Here is a 15,179-nt window from a genome sequence, read left to right as displayed (position 1 = left end):
ACGTGGGGCATTCTCGGGTGTGGATCGGCAAACATAAAGCGCAACCTGCATCTGACGATGAAATGCGCTGCTGAAAAAATGAAACTCCCCGCAAACGGACTCGGTCAACCCTTATGTAATGACTTTTCGTACAGTTGTTAACAGGGAGAGACATCATGGGTAGCACGAGCGATAAAGTGAAGGGCGTTGCCAACGAAGCCGTCGGCAACATCAAACAAGGCGTCGGCAAGGCCACCGACAATGACCGCATGCGCGCCGAGGGCGTGGTCCAGGAGAAAAAAGGTGAGGCCCAGCAAACCGTGGGCAAGGCCAAGGATGCAGTCAAGAAAGGCGTTGACGAGGCATAACCGGTGTGTTGAAAAAGCGATTGGAACGGCCATCCGCGGGTGGCCGTTTTCGTGTCGGCTCGAACTTGCTCCGGGGAAATTGTTCCAAAGTCGCCAAACAGGTTACTTTTGTCTTGGATAGCAACCCCGTGAGTCGCCAAGCGACCAGCCTTTATTTGCGGCGAAAGGAGACGCACATGATGTTCCCGGCCTTGAAAGGCTTGCCTTTGCATCGTGTGATGATGCGCACCGTGACTGAGTTTCTCGACGACGAGATGTCGACCTATGCCTCGGCATTGGCGTACCAAATGCTGTTTTCGCTATTTCCTTTCATTCTCTTTTTGATCGCGTTGATCGGCTTCCTGCACCTGCCGGACTTTTTCTCCTGGCTGCGCCTGCAATCGGAGCTGGTGCTGCCGCCCCAGGCCCTGGAGCAGGTCAATCCGGTGATCGACCAGCTCCAGCAATCCAAGGGCGGATTGTTGTCGGTGGGTATCGTCATTGCGTTGTGGACCGCCTCGGCGGGCGTGCGGCTGATGATGAGCGCGATGAATGCCGCCTATGATGTGGTGGAAGGCCGCCCGGCCTGGAAGCGCTTTCCGCTGTCGATCTTCTACACCATCGGCATCGCGGGCATGTTGCTGGCCGCTGCGGCGCTGATGGTGCTCGGACCGCAGGTGATGGGCTGGATTGCGGCCCAGGTCGGCCTGGAGGCGTTCATCGTCACGCTCTGGACGATCGTGCGCTGGCCGGTGATCGTGATCTTGCTGATGGTGGCTGTGGCGCTGATCTATTACGTGATGCCCGACGTCAAGCAGGAGTTTCGCTTCATCACCCCGGGGTCGGTGCTGGCGGTGGTGGTGTGGATCATCGCCTCCCTGGGCTTCGCGTTTTACGTCAAGACCTTTGCCAACTACAACGCCATGTATGGCAGCATCGGTGCGATCATCGTGTTGTTGCTGTATTTCTATATTTCTTCGGCGGTGCTGTTGCTCGGTGCGGAGATGAATGCGGTGATCGAGCACATGTCCACCGAGGGCAAGAACCCGGGCGAAAAGAGCGCGGGCGAGCACGAAAAACAGCATGTGTCGGGCCTGGGCCGCGACCATTCCATCCCTCATCCCCACCCTGACGAAGCCCGACCATGATCCGTGACATCCTGAAAATGGGCGACGAACGCCTGCTGCGCATCGCCCCGCCGGTGCCCGCCGACATGTTCGACAGCCCAGAATTGTGGCAATTGATCGACGACATGTTCCAGACCATGGAAAGCGTCGGCGGTGTCGGCCTGGCGGCGCCACAGATCGGCGTGGACCTGCAACTGGTGATCTTCGGCTTCGAGCACAGCGAGCGTTACCCCGACGCCGAGGCAGTGCCCCAGACCATCCTGATCAACCCGCTGATCACCCCGCTGGGCCCGCAGAGGGAAGAGGGCTTCGAAGGTTGCCTGTCGGTGCCGGGCCTGCGCGGGGCGGTCGAGCGCTACCAGCACATCCGCTACGAAGGCTTCGATCCCAAGGGCGAGCCGATCGTGCGTTACGCGTCGGGCTTTCATGCGCGGGTGGTGCAGCATGAATGCGATCACCTGATCGGGCGCTTGTACCCGTCGCGCATCAGTGATTTCAGCAAGTTCGGGTTTACCGAGGTGATGTTCCCGGATCTGGACCCGGCTGCAGACGATTGATCCCCCACCCCCGCTCCCACATTGGATCTGTAGTGCACTTCAGGATTTTGCAGGCGCAAGCCCCATCGCAATCATCGGCTTGCTGCGCGCATACCGGCTCAGGCGTTCGGCCATCGCATAGGGCAGTTCGGGGTCGAAGCTGAAACCACGCCGCTCATAAAACCCGCGCAAATCCGGGTGGCAGAACAGCCACACCGGCTCATTCACACCGTTCACCGCTTCGGCGATCAACCGTGCGGCGATGCCTTGTCCGCGGTACGCCGAGTCGACGAACAACCCTGTCAACCAATGCCCGCCCGACACTGGTCGCAGGCACAGGGCGGCGACGATCTCATCGCGTCGCGCCACCCAAAGCTGCGCGTCACGCACGGCTTTCATGGAGGATTGGTGGGCGCGATAGAACTTGTTCATCAGCGGCCAAAGCGATGCTTCGAGCGCTGCGTAATGGATTTCGGACATGGCAGGGTCGTGGGCGATAAGGGGAGGGCGATTATAAAAGAACGCAGGTGCGGCGATAGGTGTATACCTGACTTCACATCCCGTATGAGTGGAGTACGTATCATGGCCAAAGGCATGGATTCAAAAAAAGCGGCAAAGAAAAAACCGGCGAAGACTGCCGATGAAAAACGCGCCGACAAAAAAACCAAGAAGGTGAACCTGTTCGGTCATTGAACCGATAACGCTTCGGTTGGCCTCAGGATTGAGCTGGGGCGCCAACCCCCAGCTCAAACGCTGCGCCATGTGCCGAGGCTTAAAGCGAGGCGAGAAACATGTCCGTGGCCGAGGTTTTGTCGTCGGTGCGGCTCTCCTGGGCCTTTTCCACTTGTGCCATCGCCGACTTGTCCTGCATGCGCTGGGCAATCTCCTGGCTGACCGCCATCTGCTTCTCGGGCGGCATCGCCTCGAACTCTTCCTCAGAAATGCCCATCTCTTCGAGAATGCTGTCGCGCAGGCGCTCTTCGGGCGTCTTGCTCATGTAGTCCTTGAATTCTGCCGTCGCGGAGCCGCCAAGCGCCGTGGTTTCTTCCGACGCTGGTGAAGCGGCGGTCTGCAATTGCACGCGGGTCTTGGCGAACGCCTCGTCCACCTTGTCGCTGATGGCGGTGGCGGCGTTGACCTGTTGCGTGGCTTGTCGGGTGAAGGAATCCTGGACTTGGGCGGCGCCCTGGCTGGCCTGGGTCTGGACGTTATCGCGCAAGGCCTGCAACGCGGCGCTTTGCAGGCCGCTGGCGGCTTCGGCGGTGGGATCTTCGCCCGGGCGTTTGAGCGGCAAGACCATCGATTGCTGTTTTGCACTGACCAACATGATGAGCACCTGGAGGTAATGACTGAGCGATGGGCAGGAGCAATTCCCATGCCGTCGTCCCAAGGCCTCTATTCCAAGGGTTGTGGGCAGGCGCCGCGAGCGGGGCGGCCAACCCTTGCCGGTGGACGGCATGGATCGACCGCACCAGTGCAGAGGATCGGCTCAGGTGCTTTCGCGGACCTTGAGCTCAAAGCCCATGTCCACCACCGGCTGTGCGATGCGGTTGCCGGCCATCAACGTCAGCATCTGTTCGGCGGCGCGTCGGCCGATGGCTTCCCGTGGGGTGCTGATGCTGCTCAGGCGCGGCACCATGTGGGCCGAGGCGGGCAGGTCGTTGAAACCCAGGACCGAGACCTGCTCGGGGATCTTGATACCGCAGCGCAGCGCCTCCAACAAGGCGCCGTGGGCCAGGTCGTCGTTGCCGAAGAAGATCGCATCGACATCCGGGTGGTTGTCCAGCAATTGCAGGAACAATTCACCGCCCAGGCCTACCGATGACGGGCGCGGGGTCAGCAGTTCCAGGTCCGGGTCATACAGACCGGCTTTCTGCAGGGCGCGGCGAAAACCTTCGCCACGCAGCAGGGTGCGTTGGTCCAGTTGCGCGCCGATGTAGGCCAGGCGCTTGCGGCCTTTGGAAATCAGGTGCTCGGCCGCCGTTTCGCCGGCCTTGAGCTGGGAAAAGCCGACGCAGTTGAGCCCGGCGCCGGGGTCCAGCTCCATCATGTACACGCACGGAATGTTGCTGGCCTCGATCATGCGGCGGGCGCTTTCGGTACGGTCGAAACCGGTCAGCAACAAGCCACGCGGCTGATAGGCCATGTAGTTGCGCAGCAGGTCTTCTTCCTCGTCCCGGGAGTAGTGGTAGTTGCCGATCACCACTTCGAAACCCTTGGGCCGCAGCACCCGATGAATGGCTTCCAGGGTGTCGATGAACAACAAGTTGGACAACGATGGCACCAGCACCACCACCGAATGGCTCTGGGCCGAAGCCAGGGCGCGGGCGGCGGGGTTGACGACGTAGTTGAGCTCCACGGCGGCCTGGCGGACTTTTTCCACCAGATCGACGGCTACGGTGCTGACGCCGCGCAAGGCACGGGAGGCGGTGATGGGGCTGACACCGGCCAGGCGTGCGACTTCGTTGAGCGTAGGGCGACCGGTGGTGCGAGTATTCTTATCGTTTTTAGGGGCGGTCATCAGGGTGGCTTGCCAAACAAAAATCAAGGCACTAAGGTAGCGCTGTCTCGACGCGGCTGCAAATGCGTAAGTGGGGTTTGCCTGATCCCCGTGTGCTGGTGTCGTGAACGAACATGCTGCAACCACAAAAATGACAAGAAGGCGTCGGCAACTTCTGCTTTTGCTGCGGTGTCATAACTGGCAAAGGTAGCGCTGTCTGCGCGCTGAGGTGTTACATGAATAATCCCATCACCGCCCTGGTCATCATGGGCGTTGCCGGTTGCGGCAAAACTTGCGTCAGCCAGGCGCTGTGCCAGTTGAGCGGCGCCACCGCCATCGAAGGCGACACTTTCCACCCTGCGGCCAACATCCAGAAGATGAGCGCCGGTATTCCCTTGAACGACGACGACCGTGCCGGCTGGCTCGACAGCCTGTGCGATGAGTTGCGCCGTGTCGACGCCACGGGCGAGCGCCCGGTGCTGACCTGCTCGGCCCTCAAGCACAGTTACCGCGAGCGTCTGCGCAGCGCCTTGCCAGGCCTGGGCTTCATATTCCTTGAATTGACCCCCGAAGTGGCCGCCGACCGCGTTTCCCATCGTCCTGGCCATTTCATGCCGTCGACCCTGATCGACAGCCAGTTTGCCACCCTTCAATCCCCTGTCGGCGAGCCCCTGACCCTGGCTCTGGATGCGTCCAGCCATAGCGTTGAGGAACTGGCGCATCAGGCTTACGTCTGGTGGTTGGACCATGGTTTGAAGCTTGCCGGCTGAGTTTCAAAAAATTTGCGTCAGAAAGATAGCGCTACCCCGACGGCTAACCAATAACTGCTTCAATAACAACAACAAATCAGGAGACACCTCCCATGTTCGGCATGTCCCACGAGACGTTCCTGCTGCTTGATGCAGTGGTCACGGTGATCGGACTCATCATCCTCATCACCAAGTTCAAATTCCACCCGTTCATTGCACTGACCATCGCCGCCGCATTCCTCGGCCTGACGTCGGGCATGCCGACCGGCACCATCCTCAAGGCGTTCCAGGACGGCTTCGGTGGCGTGCTGGGTTTTGTCGGCATCATCCTGGCGCTGGGCACGATGCTTGGCAAAATGATGGCCGAGTCGGGCGGGGCCGATCAGATCGCCCAGACCCTGATCCGCGCCTTCGGCAAGGACAAGGTGCAGTGGGCCATGATGTTCGCCGCGTTCCTGGTGGGCATCCCGCTGTTCTTCGAAATCGGCTTCGTGCTGCTGATCCCACTGGTGTTCATCGTTGCGCGCCGCACCGGCGTGTCGATCATCAAGATCGGTATCCCGCTGCTGGCCGGTCTTTCCGCCGTCCACGGCCTGGTGCCGCCGCACCCGGGGCCGCTGCTGGCGATCGGGGTGTTTGGTGCCGACATCGGCAAGACCATTCTCTATGGCCTGATCGTGGCGCTGCCAACGGCCATCATTGCCGGGCCGATCTTCGGTACGTTCATTGCCAAGCACATCCCTGGCCATCCGAACCAGGAACTGGTGGACCAACTGGCCCGCGAGACGAGCTCCACCGAACTGCCAAGCTTCAGCATCACCCTGATCACCGTGCTGTCGCCGGTATTCCTGATGCTGCTCAAGACCTTCGCTGACGTGGCGCTGCCCGATGGCAACCTCTTTCGCGCCTGGATGGACATGATCGGCCACCCGATCTCGGCCTTGCTGCTGGCGCTGTTGCTGTCGCTGTACACCTTCGGCTACAAGCAGGGCATCGGTTCCAACCAGATGCTCAAATGGCTGGACGCCAGCCTTGCGCCGACCGCCGCGATCATCCTGATCATCGGTGCCGGTGGTGGCTTCAAGCAGATGCTGGTGACCAGTGGTGTGGGCGATGTGATCGGTCACATGGCGGTAAGTGCACAGATTTCCCCGATCCTGCTGGCGTGGCTGGTGGCTGCGGTGATCCGCATTGCCACAGGCTCGGCGACGGTAGCGACCATTACCGGTGCCGGGATCGTGGTGCCGGTGGTGGGGATGATGCCGGGTGTGAACCGTGAGCTGCTGGTGCTGGCGACCGGTGCCGGTTCGTTGATCCTGTCCCACGTCAACGACGCAGGCTTCTGGCTGGTCAAGCAGTACTTCAACATGACCGTGGCCGAAACCTTCAAGACCTGGACCGCGATGGAAACCATCCTGTCCGTGGTGGGGTTGATCTTTATCCTGCTGTTGTCGCTGGTGGTCTAAACCTGTGGGAGCGAGCTTGCTCGCGATGGCGGACTGACAATCGACTCTTTCGTTGACTGTTATGCCGCTATCGCGAGCAAGCTCGCTCCCACACTGGTTTCTGGTGATCAGAAGATCCAGGGTGGGAGCAAACTCCCACCGTTGGTTTTGAGTCAGGCGCCAGGTTTGTTTATCAACCCATCCGCCCGGAACATCCCACGTATCCCGCGCACGGCCTGGCGAATCCGGTCCTGGTTTTCGATCAGCGCGAAGCGCACGTGATCATCCCCATATTCCCCGAACCCTACCCCCGGCGAGACGCAGACCTTGGCTTCGGCCAACAGCTTCTTGGCGAATTCCAGTGAGCCCAGGTGGGCATAGGCTTCGGGAATCTTGGCCCAGACGTACATCGACGCCTTGGGGTTTTCCACCATCCAGCCCAGTTCATGCAGGCCCTTGACCAGTACGTTGCGGCGTTGGCGGTACTGCTCGGCGATGTCGCGCACGCATTGCTGGTCGCCTTCGAGGGCGGCGATGGCGGCCACTTGCAGCGGGGTGAAGGTGCCGTAGTCGTGGTAGCTCTTGATTCGCGCCAGGGCGTTGACCAGTTCCGGGTTGCCCACCATGAAACCGATGCGCCAGCCGGCCATGTTGTAGCTCTTGGACAGGGTGAAGAACTCCACCGCGATGTCTTTCGCACCGGGCACCTGCATGATCGACGGGGCTTTCCAGCCGTCGTACACGATGTCGGCGTAGGCCAGGTCGTGGATCACCAATACGTCGTACTGCTTGGCCAGGGCGATGACCCGTTCGAAGAAATCCAGCTCCACGCACTGGGCGGTGGGGTTGGATGGGAAGCCGAGGATCATCATCTTCGGCTTGGGAATCGAGCCGCGGATGGCCCGCTCCAGTTCATCGAAGAAATCCACCCCTGGCACCAGCGGCACCGAACGCACCTGGGCGCCGGCGATCACGGCACCGTAGATGTGGATCGGATAGCTGGGGTTGGGCACCAGCACTGTGTCGCCCTGGTCCAGGGTCGCCAGCATCAGGTGGGCCAGGCCTTCCTTGGAACCGATGGTGACAATGGCTTCGGTTTCCGGGTCGATGTCCACCTCATAGCGGTCCTTGTACCAGCGCGAAATGGCGCGGCGCAGGCGCGGGATGCCTTTGGAGGTGGAATAGCCGTGGGTGTCTTCACGCTGGGCGACGGTGACCAGCTTTTCCACGATGTGCGGGGGTGTGGCGCCGTCGGGGTTACCCATGCTCAAGTCGATGATGTCTTCGCCGCGCCGACGCGCAGCCATCTTCAGCTCGGCAGTGATATTGAATACGTACGGGGGGAGTCGATCGATGCGCGCAAAGCGGCGCGGCGAACCTTGGTCGGCCATTGTTGCCTCGAGATACGTGAGCGCCCGGAACCGTCCGAGCGACGTTGGCCACTGCGGTGGCCTGCGGCGCAAGATAATCGGGCGGATATCGGATTGTCCAGTAGCGGTGCGCAACTATTTTCGACGACACTGTCGACCTCGCCACGCAGCCATCAACGCCGGCTGCGGGCAGTTGAATTCGCTGTACCCAATCGAACGGAATGAATGATGGAATTTTCCAGCGGTTTCCTGCTGAGTCTCTCCCTGTGCCTGGACATTGGCGTGGCCAATATCGCGATGATCACCCTGGCGATGCAGCGCGGTTATTTCCAGGGTTTCGCCCTGGGCCTGGGCACCTGCGTGGGCGACCTGGTCTACGCCGTCCTGGCCCTGGCGGGCATGACGGTCCTGCTGCAATACGAAGCGGTGCGCTGGGTGCTGTGGCTGGGTGGCTCGGTGCTGTTGCTGTATTTCGCGGCGAAGATGATCCATTCGGCGATCTATCACAGCGCCGTGCTCGCCGAGGCCGGCGAGGTGCAGGGCAACTCCTCGCGCCAGGAGTTCTTTCGCGGGATTTTCCTGGCCATGTCATCGCCCAGTGCCATCCTCTGGTTTGCAGCGGTGGGCGGTACGTTGATCGCGCGTTCGGGCGGCGGAACCTTGCTCAGCTCGGCGCTGTTCCTCAGCGGTTTTCTCTGCGCCGGGCTGTTGTGGTGCGCGGCCCTGTGCCTGGCGGCGACCCAGGGCGGCAAACTGTTGGGGGATAAACTGTTGCGTTACTCCTACTGGGCATCCGCGGCGATCTTCTGTTATTTCGCGGTGTACGTGATTGTTTCTGGGTACAACGAGTTCGTCGCAAAGGCCGTCGCCGGCGTCTTGCCGGGCATTTGACCAGCGAAACGACCCTGGCAATTACGGTTTGGCTTCTATACTGCCAAGCCCGACTTCACGTTTGCTGGAGTGTTGCCGCATGGAAAAGCACAAACGCGATTACACCGCCGAACCACGCTTTGAACAGGGACGTTTTCAGCTCATCGCCGGCTTTGGTGCCCGGTTTACCCAGGACACAGCCCAAGATATCCCTTTGCTCTGGGAAAAGTTCCTGCCCTGGCTCGGCAAAGTGCCAGGGCAGAAAGATGAAGTGACCTACGGGGTGTGTTGCAACCCAGACGGGAAGGGTGGGTTCGAATACATCGCCGGCGTGGAGATAGGCCGGCTCGACGATCTGCCGGAACAATACCGCTGGATCGAAATCCAGCCTGGGTATTACGCCGTCTTCGAACACAAGGGGCCGTTGAAACTACTACCGGACACGTTCCAATACATCTGGAACGAGTGGCTGCCGCATTCCGGCCATACCGCGGCGCAATTACCAGAGTTCGAGCGCTACAGCGAGGACTTCAATCCCAGGACCGGCGAAGGCGCCCTGGAGATCTGGATACCGCTCAAGCCGAGCTGATCGTCGCTGCTTCAGTACAAGCTGGCCTGCACCCGCGCAGTTGCTTCACGGTCATAAGTCTCGGCATCGAATTGCCCATCATTCAAGCGCTTGTGGATCGCCCCGGCGCTGGGTAGGGCCGAGCGCTCGAGGTGGCGATGCGGGTTCCACAGGTCTGAGCGCACCATGGCTTTGGAACAATGGAAAAACGCCGCTTCGACCGCCACCAGCAGTACGGTGCGAGCCGGCTTGCCATTGACGGCAAAACGCTCCAGCAGTGCGGGTTCGGCGCTGATCCGGGCAGTACCGTTGACCGCAAGGTCTCGCCAATTCCGGGAATGAGGAACAGCAGCGATACCCGCGGATCGTGCAGGACGTTGCGCAGGGTGTCGATGCGGTTGTTGCCGGGGCGATCCGGCAAGGCCAGGGTGCGCTCGTCGAGGACCTGCACGAAACCCGGCACATCGCCCCGGGGCGAGCTATCAAGTCCGTCGGGCCCTGCCGAACCGATGACCACCAGGGGTGAGGCCCGGACCATCGCCTGATAATCCTCGTTCAGGAAGGGGATCTGTTTGCGCACTGCCCGTTCGTGGGGCAGGCCATAAAGGGCTTCCAACTGTTCAATCGACGTCAACATCATCCATTCATCCCGAGTCTATGGGTCAAGGTCCATCAAAACACCAACCCCATCCGCCGCTCATAACCGATGCGGCCCTTGTAGGCTTCGCCAATGTCGACCCAGCCCAGCCGGGTGTACAGGCCGATGGCCGAGTCGTTATCGGCGTCAACCGAGAGCTCCAGCCCGCGGATTTCCGGCCAGGCGGCTCGCGCCACGGCGGGCAGCGCCTGCAGGCAGGCCTTGCCATAACCTTTGCCCTGGGCCCGATGGTCAACTTGCAGGGCATGCAGGGTGGCACTGTGTTCATTGGCCCAGGCGGGCAATACCGGCGGGCGCTTGAGCAGCAGGAAGGCCACCGGCACCTCTTCAGCCAAGAGCGCATACCCTTTGACCCCGGGGCTGGGCTTGGACAGCAGCGTGTGCAGGGCACCGTGGATATCGCCGGCGAACTTGATCTGTCCGGGATGGATTTCGATGGCGCTGACCTGTTCGCGTTGAAGCGGAGTCAGGTCTTCGTAGGGGACGAGCTGAGCGGTCACAAAAACGTCCGTTGTTTGCCAGCAGAATAGGATCTGGATTCTAACGAATTTTTTTCTTTGAATTATTTTTGTTGGGTTGTCGATTCGCGGTTTCTCCAAACGACAAAGGGTGTCTTCAACAAAAAACCTGCGGAGAATCACCATGAATACCCAAGCCACTGAAACTGAAATCCAGGCCCTGATCGACACCTATCGCCAAGCCGTCATGGCCAAGGACGTTGAAAAGGTCATGGCGCTCTATGACGAAGACATCGTCTCGTTCGATGCCATCCAGGCCTTGCAATTCAAGGGCAAGGCCGCTTACCGGGCCCATTGGCAAGCCTGCATGGAAATGTGCCCCGGCCCGCACAAGTTCGACTTCCATCAGGTCAAGATTACCCCGGCCGAGAACATCGCCTTCGCCCATTGGCTGGCCTATTGCGGCGGCACCAACGACAAAGGCGAGGAGCAGGCCTGCTGGATGCGCGTGACGGCCTGCTACCAGCGTGTAGCCGGGCAATGGCGGATCGTCCATGAACATTGGTCTGCGCCGTTCGACCCGATGGCGGGTACGACGCTGTTCGACCTGCAACCCTGATCGTCGGTTTTTTTGCCGAGCCTCATTCTGCCGTCCATAGTTGATCAGTCCTCTTACGGAGCCTTCCATGAAGTACCTATGCCTGGTGTATAGCAACGAACACACGCTGCACAACTCGCCCGACAGCCCGGAGGACGCCGAGTGCATGGCCTATGCCGAATCGATCCAGGGCAGTGGGCGCATGCTGGCCGCCGAAGCCCTGGAGTCGGTGCAGACTGCCACCACGGTGCGCATGCGCGCCGGCAAGCTGTCGATCACCGATGGCCCGTTCGCCGAAACCAAGGAGCAACTGGCGGGCTTCTACCTGATCGATGCCAAGGACCTCAACGAAGCCATCCAGGTCGCCGGCAATATCCCGGCGGCCCGGGTCGGCTGCGTCGAAGTGCGACCGGTACGCCAACTGAACCCCTGAACAACAAGCACAAACAGGATTTCATTCATGAACCTTGCAGCTGCCACTTACGCGTTATCCATCAGCCGAATGATCGACGCCCCGCGTCAGAAAATTTTCCGCGCCTGGACCGAGCCAGCCTTGCTGGTCCAATGGTGGGGGCCCCATGGCATGACCACGCCTGAGTGTGAAATGGACCTGTGGGTCGGCGGTCAATTTCGCACCCTGATGCGCGCGCCCGACGGCAGTGAATACCCGACCATGGGCGTGTTCCTGGAAATCCTCGCCCCGCAGCGCCTGGTGTTCACTGACGCGTTCGTGCCTGGCTGGATTCCCTCCGGCAAGGCCTTCATGACCGCTGAGGTACTGCTCGAGGAGGTGGACGGTAAAACCCGTTACACCGCCCGTGCCCTGCATTGGAGCGAGGAGGATCGTCAGGCACACGAAGCCATGGGCTTCCATGAGGGGTGGGGCCAGAGCCTGGACCGGCTTGAAGCATTGGTTACCCAAGGCATGCCCGACTGATGTCGGCCGAAACGGTCAAGGCGCGGGTCGAGCAGGTTTATCGGCAAGACTCGCGGCGGATCCTGGCGACACTGATTCGCCTGCTGGGAGACTTCGACCTCGCCGAAGAAGCTTTGCATGAGGCCTTCTTCATTGCGGTCGAGCGCTGGCAGCGCGACGGGGTGCCGGACAACCCGCGAGCCTGGCTGGTGTCTGCCGGGCGTTTCAAGGCCATCGACGGTTTGCGCCGGCGCGCGCGTTTTGCCGCGTCCCGTCCGCTGTTGATCGCCCAGCTCGAGGAGCTGGAGCAGGCCGATTGGAGTGATGAGGACGTGGAAGACGATCGTCTGCGGCTGATTTTCACCTGTTGCCATCCGGCCCTGGCCGCCGATGCCCAGGTGCCCCTGACGCTGCGGGAAGTCTGTGACTTGACCACCGAGCAAATCGCCCGGGCTTTCCTCGCCGCCCCGGCGGCCATTGCCCAGCGCATCGTGCGGGCCAAGGCGAAAATTCGCGATGCCAGGATCCCCTACCAGGTGCCGTCCCGCGCGGAGCTGCCGGAACGGCTGGACAGCGTGCTGCGGGTGATCTATCTGGTGTTCAACGAAGGTTATTCGGCCTCGATGGGTGCAGAGCTGACCCGCGAGGACCTGACGCGCGAAGCCATCCGCCTCGGGCGCCTGCTGATGGAGTTGCTGCCCGAGGCCGAGGTCATGGGATTGCTGGCGTTGATGCTGCTGCACGAATCCCGGCGCCCGGCACGAACGTCATCGACCGGTGAACTGATCCTGCTGGATGAACAGGTGCGATCCTTGTGGGACGCCGAGCTGATCACCGAGGGCTGTGCGTTGGTGGAAGCCGCGCTGAAGACCCGCCGGTTCGGGCCGTATTGCCTGCAAGCGGCGATTGCGGCGGTGCATGCCGAAGCGCCGGCGGCAGAGCAGACCGATTGGCCGCAGATCGTCGGGCTTTATGATGTGCTGCTGCGCGCGGTGCCGTCGCCGGTGATCGAACTCAACCGTGCCGCCGCCCTGGCCAAGCGCGATGGGCCGGAGGCTGGCTTGCGCCTGGTCGAGGCGATCCTGGGGCGTGGGGAGTTACTCGACTATCACTTGGCCTACTCGGCGCAGGCGGAATTCTGTCGTCAACTGGGACGATTGGACGAGGCGAGGGCGGCGTATCGACGCGCGCTTGAGTTGACGCAGCAATTGCCGGAGCGGCGGTTTATCGAAGGGCGGCTTGCGGGGTTGCAGTGATGACCCACCAAGGGCCAGCAAGCACCGAAATCTGTGGCGAGGGGATTTATCCCCGTTGGATTGCGAAGCAATCCTGAAATTCTGTGCAGCGCCGCCAGTTGTTGGCGAGCGCTGCGCACTCGAGCGGGGATAAATCCCCTCGCCACAAGAACGGTTTTCGGCTCTATTTCTCCTGAGTGACGGGCATTCAGACAAAAAAAGGCGACCCGGAGGTCGCCTTTTCAGCCAGCCGGCGTTGATCAGAACTCGTGATCAGCGCTGTCCGGGTTCAGGTCGCTGATGCCCAGCTTGCCCGCAGCCTGTTCGATCGCACCGGTCTGCTTGACCAGTGCGGCGATGGCATCGCGCACGATCTGGTTGCCGGCAGTGTTGCCGGCGGCGATCAGTTGGTCGTAGTGCTCGCCTTTGTTGGCGTGATCGACCATGACCTGGATCTTGGCCTCGGTGTCGGCCAGGTCGGCCTTGAGCGCGGTGTCCGCGGCCGGATCGGCCTTGGCGATCAGGGACGACAGGCTCGCGCCGGTCATCTTGGTGCCGTCGACGCGAGTGTATTCGCCCAGGTACACGTTACGTACGCCCTTGGCATCGTAGAAGTGCGAGTTATGGGTGTTGTCGCTGAAGCAATCCTGCTCGTCTTCTGGCGAGTTGGCTTCCAGGGACACCTTCATGCGCTCGCCCGCCAGTTCACCCAGGGACAGGCTGCCCATGCCGAACAGCATCTTGCGCAGGCCGCTTTCGGCGGGTTCGGCTTCCAGGGTGGCGCGGTAGTTGTCGGCCACGTTCGGCTTCCAGTTGCCGACCATCTCTTCCAGGTCGTTGACCAGCAATTGGGTCACGGACTTGAGGTAGGCACGACGCCGGTCGTTGTGGCCACCGGTGGCGCCGGCACCTTCCAGGTAGTCGGACGCCGGGCGGTTGCCGGCACCCGGGCCGGTGCCGTTGAGGTCTTGGCCCCACAGCAGGAATTCGATGGCGTGGTAGCCGGTGGCGACGTTGGCCTCGGAACCACCCAGCTCGTTCAGGCCGGCGAGTTTTTCCGGGGTGATATCTTTCACGTCGACCTTGTCTTCGCCGACCTGTACTTCGGTGTTGGCGATGATGTTGGCGGAGGCGCCCGGGTTACCCAAGGCGTGCTCGTAGGATTTGTCGACGTAGTCGATCAGGCCCTCGTCCAGGGGCCAGGCGTTCACTTGGCCTTCCCAGTCGTCGATGATGGTGTTGCCGAAGCGGAACACTTCGCTTTGCAGGTAAGGCACGCGTGCGGCGACCCAGGCAGCCTTGGCGGCGTTCAGGGTCTCGGCGTTCGGCTTGGCCAGGAACGCGTCGACGGCGGTTTGCAGGGTTTTTGCCGTGGATTCGGCATCGCTGTAGACGGCGTAGACGATGTCGGCATAGTGCGCGACAACGGCCTTGGCGGCAGCTTCGTCGATTTTGCCGGCAGCAGCAGGGGCGACCGGTGCCGTGGTGCTGGCGGCAGGCGTTGGCGCTTGCAGCGCGGCGGCCTTGTCTTTGCCTTCGCCGCAACCGGCGAGGGAAATAGCGATGGCCAGCAGACTGGCGGTAGCCAGGGGCATACGAATCATGGCGAACATCCTGCTTCGGTAATGGATGGGACAGGCGCGAGGGTGCGCAAAACTGCGACATAATGCGAAAGATTTGCATTATGTGTAAAGGGTGCAGGTGTAAATATTTCTTATTTGATGATACGAGATGGCGCCTGCAGGCACGCCCGGAGCTGTCGAGCGAAGCGAGGCTGCGATCTATGCGCTGACGCTTGAATCCCAAGCGAACAAACCAAAGAT

At 61.2% G+C, this 15,179-nt stretch carries 17 protein-coding genes and 1 pseudogene; 11 read left to right on the top strand and 7 right to left on the bottom strand.

What is annotated here, in order from left to right:
• The first annotated feature begins 155 nt into the window (after window positions 1–155).
• From AC09SL_RS19825 to def, 3 genes are all read left to right on the top strand, one after another.
• Window positions 156–347, top strand: coding sequence for a CsbD family protein (locus AC09SL_RS19825; RefSeq protein WP_058545733.1), 192 nt, complete (start codon window positions 156–158; stop codon window positions 345–347).
• A 176-nt stretch (window positions 348–523) separates the two neighbouring features.
• Window positions 524–1,474, top strand: coding sequence for a YihY/virulence factor BrkB family protein (locus AC09SL_RS19820; protein WP_058545732.1), 951 nt, complete (start codon window positions 524–526; stop codon window positions 1,472–1,474).
• Window positions 1,471–2,010, top strand: coding sequence for a peptide deformylase (gene def, locus AC09SL_RS19815; protein ID WP_058545731.1), 540 nt, complete (start codon window positions 1,471–1,473; stop codon window positions 2,008–2,010). Before AC09SL_RS19820 ends, def begins: the two co-directional genes overlap by 4 nt.
• 39 nt (window positions 2,011–2,049) lie before the next feature.
• Here the strand turns inward: def and AC09SL_RS19810 are convergent, their stop codons facing one another.
• From AC09SL_RS19810 to gntR, 3 genes are all read right to left on the bottom strand, one after another.
• Complete coding sequence (locus tag AC09SL_RS19810; RefSeq protein WP_058545730.1) at window positions 2,050–2,469, bottom strand: GNAT family N-acetyltransferase; 420 nt, start codon at window positions 2,467–2,469, stop codon at window positions 2,050–2,052.
• A gap of 292 nt (window positions 2,470–2,761) precedes the next feature.
• Complete coding sequence (locus tag AC09SL_RS19805; RefSeq protein ID WP_058545729.1) at window positions 2,762–3,316, bottom strand: hypothetical protein; 555 nt, start codon at window positions 3,314–3,316, stop codon at window positions 2,762–2,764.
• A gap of 162 nt (window positions 3,317–3,478) precedes the next feature.
• On the bottom strand, window positions 3,479–4,510 hold the full coding sequence (gntR, locus tag AC09SL_RS19800) for an HTH-type transcriptional regulator GntR (protein WP_058545728.1): 1,032 nt from the start codon (window positions 4,508–4,510) through the stop codon (window positions 3,479–3,481).
• A 215-nt stretch (window positions 4,511–4,725) separates the two neighbouring features.
• Here gntR and AC09SL_RS19795 point away from each other — a divergent pair, with 215 nt between their 5' ends.
• Together AC09SL_RS19795 and AC09SL_RS19790 are read left to right on the top strand one after the other, a co-directional pair.
• On the top strand, window positions 4,726–5,259 hold the full coding sequence (locus AC09SL_RS19795) for a gluconokinase (protein ID WP_058545727.1): 534 nt from the start codon (window positions 4,726–4,728) through the stop codon (window positions 5,257–5,259).
• A 92-nt stretch (window positions 5,260–5,351) separates the two neighbouring features.
• The gene (locus AC09SL_RS19790) at window positions 5,352–6,704 is read left to right on the top strand and encodes a GntP family permease (protein WP_058545726.1); all 1,353 of its coding nucleotides are present in this window, start codon (window positions 5,352–5,354) and stop codon (window positions 6,702–6,704) included.
• Between the two features lie 152 nt (window positions 6,705–6,856).
• Here AC09SL_RS19790 and alaC read toward each other — a convergent pair whose 3' ends face one another.
• Window positions 6,857–8,074, bottom strand: coding sequence for an alanine transaminase (gene alaC / locus AC09SL_RS19785; protein ID WP_058545725.1), 1,218 nt, complete (start codon window positions 8,072–8,074; stop codon window positions 6,857–6,859).
• Between the two features lie 207 nt (window positions 8,075–8,281).
• On the opposite strand from alaC, the gene AC09SL_RS19780 reads away from it, so the two are divergent.
• Both AC09SL_RS19780 and AC09SL_RS19775 read left to right on the top strand, forming a co-directional pair.
• Window positions 8,282–8,944: a LysE family translocator gene (locus AC09SL_RS19780; protein WP_058545724.1), complete on the top strand. Its 663-nt coding sequence runs from the start codon at window positions 8,282–8,284 to the stop codon at window positions 8,942–8,944.
• 79 nt (window positions 8,945–9,023) lie between these two features.
• Window positions 9,024–9,512, top strand: coding sequence for a GyrI-like domain-containing protein (locus AC09SL_RS19775; RefSeq protein ID WP_058545723.1), 489 nt, complete (start codon window positions 9,024–9,026; stop codon window positions 9,510–9,512).
• Window positions 9,513–9,523: 11 nt separating this feature from the next.
• On the opposite strand, the pseudogene AC09SL_RS19770 reads toward AC09SL_RS19775, so the two are convergent.
• Window positions 9,524–10,128 (bottom strand): annotated as a pseudogene (locus tag AC09SL_RS19770) (pyridoxamine 5'-phosphate oxidase family protein).
• Between the two features lie 35 nt (window positions 10,129–10,163).
• Entirely contained in the window at window positions 10,164–10,649 is a 486-nt protein-coding gene (locus AC09SL_RS19765) for a GNAT family N-acetyltransferase (protein ID WP_058545722.1), read from the bottom strand.
• Between the two features lie 142 nt (window positions 10,650–10,791).
• Between AC09SL_RS19765 and AC09SL_RS19760 the strand changes: the two genes are divergently transcribed.
• From AC09SL_RS19760 to AC09SL_RS19745, 4 genes are all read left to right on the top strand, one after another.
• The gene (locus AC09SL_RS19760; RefSeq protein ID WP_058545721.1) at window positions 10,792–11,226 is read left to right on the top strand and encodes a YybH family protein; all 435 of its coding nucleotides are present in this window, start codon (window positions 10,792–10,794) and stop codon (window positions 11,224–11,226) included.
• A 67-nt stretch (window positions 11,227–11,293) separates the two neighbouring features.
• Complete coding sequence (locus AC09SL_RS19755; RefSeq protein ID WP_058545720.1) at window positions 11,294–11,638, top strand: YciI family protein; 345 nt, start codon at window positions 11,294–11,296, stop codon at window positions 11,636–11,638.
• A gap of 27 nt (window positions 11,639–11,665) precedes the next feature.
• The gene (locus tag AC09SL_RS19750; RefSeq protein WP_058545719.1) at window positions 11,666–12,142 is read left to right on the top strand and encodes an SRPBCC family protein; all 477 of its coding nucleotides are present in this window, start codon (window positions 11,666–11,668) and stop codon (window positions 12,140–12,142) included.
• The gene (locus AC09SL_RS19745; protein ID WP_058545718.1) at window positions 12,142–13,377 is read left to right on the top strand and encodes an RNA polymerase sigma factor; all 1,236 of its coding nucleotides are present in this window, start codon (window positions 12,142–12,144) and stop codon (window positions 13,375–13,377) included. Before AC09SL_RS19750 ends, AC09SL_RS19745 begins: the two co-directional genes overlap by 1 nt.
• A 239-nt stretch (window positions 13,378–13,616) precedes the next feature.
• Here AC09SL_RS19745 and AC09SL_RS19740 read toward each other — a convergent pair whose 3' ends face one another.
• Window positions 13,617–14,960, bottom strand: coding sequence for an imelysin family protein (locus AC09SL_RS19740; protein ID WP_058545717.1), 1,344 nt, complete (start codon window positions 14,958–14,960; stop codon window positions 13,617–13,619).
• Window positions 14,961–15,179: the final 219 nt, after the last annotated feature.

Source organism: Pseudomonas sp. PF05, from assembly GCF_056521845.1.
The sequence above is the reverse complement of the archived record's forward strand: the minus strand, read 5'-3'. Positions and strand labels throughout refer to the sequence as shown.